This is a genomic window from Lonsdalea britannica (assembly GCF_946477055.1).
In the GTDB taxonomy this organism is placed as follows: domain Bacteria; phylum Pseudomonadota; class Gammaproteobacteria; order Enterobacterales; family Enterobacteriaceae; genus Lonsdalea; species Lonsdalea britannica_A.
Genome location: NZ_CAMKXG010000307.1, coordinates 1 through 3,601 on the forward strand (window position 1 = coordinate 1; position 3,601 = coordinate 3,601).

General features: G+C 59.2%; 3 protein-coding genes and 1 pseudogene. 1 reads left to right on the plus strand and 3 read right to left on the minus strand.

What is annotated here, in order from left to right; translation table 11 throughout:
* The 3 genes and pseudogenes from Q7O77_RS15680 to Q7O77_RS15690 form a co-directional block, all read right to left on the minus strand.
* A pseudogene (locus tag Q7O77_RS15680) lies at positions 1-314 on the minus strand (allantoinase); the annotation flags it as partial.
* A 40-nt stretch (positions 315-354) separates the two neighbouring features.
* A complete protein-coding gene (locus Q7O77_RS15685; RefSeq protein WP_304169480.1) occupies positions 355-1,092 on the minus strand; it encodes an aspartate/glutamate racemase family protein in 738 nt (245 codons plus the stop codon).
* Positions 1,089-1,814 (minus strand): GntR family transcriptional regulator, encoded by a 726-nt coding sequence (locus Q7O77_RS15690; protein WP_304169483.1) that lies wholly within the window; start codon positions 1,812-1,814, stop codon positions 1,089-1,091. The genes Q7O77_RS15685 and Q7O77_RS15690 overlap by 4 nt, the downstream gene beginning before the upstream one ends.
* Before the next feature lie 154 nt (positions 1,815-1,968).
* Between Q7O77_RS15690 and Q7O77_RS15695 the strand changes: the two genes are divergently transcribed.
* Positions 1,969-3,447 carry an NCS1 family nucleobase:cation symporter-1 gene (locus Q7O77_RS15695; protein ID WP_304169486.1) on the plus strand — a complete coding sequence of 493 codons (1,479 nt, stop codon included), beginning with the start codon at positions 1,969-1,971 and terminating at the stop codon, positions 3,445-3,447.
* Positions 3,448-3,601: the final 154 nt, after the last annotated feature.

Here is a 3,601-nt window from a genome sequence, read left to right on the forward strand (position 1 = left end):
AGCGGCAGGCCGCGACGCTGGAACTCTGCATGGATCCGCCAAAACCCCGCGCGTGAGCCGTACTCATATAACGAGTCCATCGACATATGGCGGTCCGGGTAACTGGCCGCGCCGATGATGTCAGACAGAAATTGCTCGGAACCCGCGTCGCCGTGCAGCACGTTATTCTCCGCGCCTTCCTCATAGTTGAGGACAAACTGCACCGCGATACGCGCGCGTCCCGGCCACTGGGCGTGCGGCGGCTGGCCCGCGTAACCTACCAGATCGCGCGGGTAGTCCCGCCCTTCCCCCAACGTCTGCGTTAACGTCTTCATGATGTGTCTCTTTTTTATTGCCGAGAAGATACAACCGATGTCAGCGCAGCGGGCTGAACGGGCCGGTCAACGGTTTGGGCAGCGGATAGTCGAGGTCGCCGTGTTTGCTGGTGGTCAACCCCATTCCCACCAGCGATTCAATCAGTTTGACGGCGGCGCTGACGCCATCGATCACCGGGATCCCCAGCTCACGCGTCAATTCTACGGCCAGATCCGCCATCCCCCCGCAGCCCAGCACAATAGCGCCGGATCCATCCTTCTGCTTCGCGTGTATACATTGCTCGCGCACCTTCTGATGCGCTATGCCCTGTTTGTCCTCCAGCGCCAGCACCGGAAGATCGATCGCGTGCAGCGCGGCGCAGTGGCGTTCAAAGCCATACTGGTGCAGCAGATGTCGCGCGATGATTAACGTTCGCGGGAGCGTCGTCACAATGGAGAAACGCGTCGCCACCAGCGTCGCCATATGCATCGCGGCTTCGGCAATGCCGACCACCGGCGCATCGGCCAGCTCGCGTGCCGCCAGCAGTCCCGGATCGCCGAAGCAGGCGATGACATGGCCGTGTACGCCCTGCGACTTGCCTTGTTGAATCTGCTCCAGCACGCCGAGGGCCGCGATGGCTTCATCGACATGTCCTTCTATCGATGGGGCGCCGTGAGACGGGCACACGGCCCGGATTTCGGTGTCCGCGTGCGCCGCTCGCCGGGCCGCTGCACCGATGGTCTCCGTCATTTCCCGGCTGGTGTTCGGGTTGATGACCTGAATTACACAGTGGCTCATTCTGGCTCCTGTCCATGAAGATGGGCAAACAGGCGGGAGAAGTCCGGCGTCACGCTATCGTCGCGATCAAATCGCAGATTGGCGGTGATATCGTCAAAATGACGCTGCATCTCGGACGTCAGCGCCGCCGTGTTTTTCTCACGCAACAGAGCGATCAACTGCTGATGATCGTGACAGCGACACCCCTGCTGCCACGGCGCGCCGTAGGCGGCGATCACCAGCGACGATCGCAGCGTGAGCTGAGACACCATGCCGGTTAATACCGCATTGCCGGAGATAGCCTGCAGCTGAATATGAAACGCGGCAGACAGACGGATCGCCTCTGCGCCGTTCTGATCCTGATGGGCTTGGTCTTCCGCCTGCACGCCCTTTTCCAACGCCGCGCAGTGGCTCGGCTGACAATGCGCCACCACCTGCGGCAGGTTGGCGCACTCCAACAGACTGCGGGTACGGAAGATCTGCTGCGCCTCTTCTACCGACGGCGTGGCGACCTGTGCACCACGCTTGGGCGCGAGAGTGATCATTTGCACTGCGGCAAGACGCTGCAGCACTTTGCGGATCCCGGTTCGGCTGACGCCGAAGACGTCCGCCAACGCTTCTTCAGGTAATTTGGTGCCCGGCAGCAGCTGGTGTTCCACTATCGCATTCAGCAACGCGTGATAAATCACTTCGTCCTTTTGCTGAGAAAGAGCTTCATCTTCAAGACCATAGGTATAGTTCATCACGTTATCCCATCAACATGTCATCGCTAAATCGTACACCGCAATCATCATTTATTGTATACAAAAAACAGATCATGGCCTGAATCCTGCAAAACCCCTTTCGTATACACCATCGAGTGACGTTGACGTTCGGTTATCAAAAGGAGCAGATTCCATGCCACAAAATACCTCGTCGAACCGCGCTATGCGGACAGACTACAGCCCCAGGTTATGCAATGAGGATCTCGCGCCGGTGCGGTCGCAGAACTGGTCCTGGTATAACATTTTTTCTTTCTGGATGTCCGACGTCCACAGTATGGGCGGCTACGTCGTCGCGGCCAGTTTCTTTACGCTGGGGCTGGCCAGCTGGCAGGTGCTCATCTGTCTGCTGGCCGGTATCGGCATCGTCCAGCTGTGCGCCAATCTGATCGCCAAACCCAGCCAGATGAGCGGCGTTCCCTATGCCGTGATTTGCCGTCAGGCTTTCGGGGTTTTCGGCGCGAATATCCCGGCGGTGATCCGTGGACTGATCGCCTTTGCGTGGTATGGCATTCAGACTTACCTCGCCGCTAACGCGCTGATGCTGGCGCTGCTGAAGTTCTATCCTTCTCTGATCCCGCTGACCGAGCCTCATTGGCTGGGCCTGTCGGCTCTCGGCTGGATCTGCTTCGGCATACTGTGGCTGCTGCAGGCAATGGTGTTCTGGCACGGCATGTCCGCCATTAAACGGTTTATCGACTTCGCCGGTCCCGCGGTCTATGCGGTGATGCTGGGGCTGGCCGGTTGGATTGTTTACCAAACCGGTTGGGACGGCATCTCCTTCACGCTGTCCAGCCAATCGTTGAGCGCCGGCGAGCAGCTGTGGCAGATGATCACCGCCATCGCGCTGGTGGTGTCCTATTTCTCCGGACCGCTGCTGAACTTCGGCGACTTTTCCCGGTACGGCAAAAGCATCCGCGAGGTCCGCCGCGGCAACTTCTGGGGGCTGCCGGTCAACTTCCTGCTGTTCTCCATCGTGACGGTGGTGATCGTTTCCGGCACGCAGTCGCTGTTCGGCAAGATGATTACCGATCCGATCGAAACGGTGAGCCACATCGGCAGCGGCGTTGCCGTTGCGCTGGGTCTGCTGACCATGATTATCGCGACGATTGGTATCAACATTGTGGCGAACTTTGTGTCGCCGGCCTTCGACTTCTCCAACTGTTCGCCACAGCGGATCAGCTTCCGCGCGGGCGGGATGATCGCCGCCGTAGGATCGATCCTGCTGACGCCCTGGAACCTCTTCCAATCCCCCGAACTGATCCACTACACGCTGGACGTTCTGGCGGCCTTCATCGGTCCGCTGTTTGGGATCCTGCTAGCGGATTTTTATCTGATCAAAGGCGGGAAAGTACACGTCGACGATCTGTTCAACGCAACCCCGCAGGGGCGCTACTGGTATCGCCGCGGTTTCAATCCCAACGCCATTCTGGCGCTGATCCCCGCGGTCGCCATCGGTCTTTTTATCGGTTTTGTGCCGTCGTGGCATGCGCTGGCCAATTTCAACTGGTTTATCGGTGCGGCGCTGGGCGCGGGCTGTTATCGCTTTCTGGCACGTCATGAACGCAGCCCTGGTTATCCGCTTCGCCCTCTCTCGATGCCCGAACTGAAATAAACGTTTCGCATCACATGGCCCCGCCTTCCGTTCCCCCAACAAAAACATCCCGGCCAAAGCCGGGATGTGGGGTGCGAAATGGCGCGAGTGCGCCAGCAGCGCGGGTTATTTCAGTTTGTAGATCCCTGTCTGCCACGGTTGCAGATTAAGCACG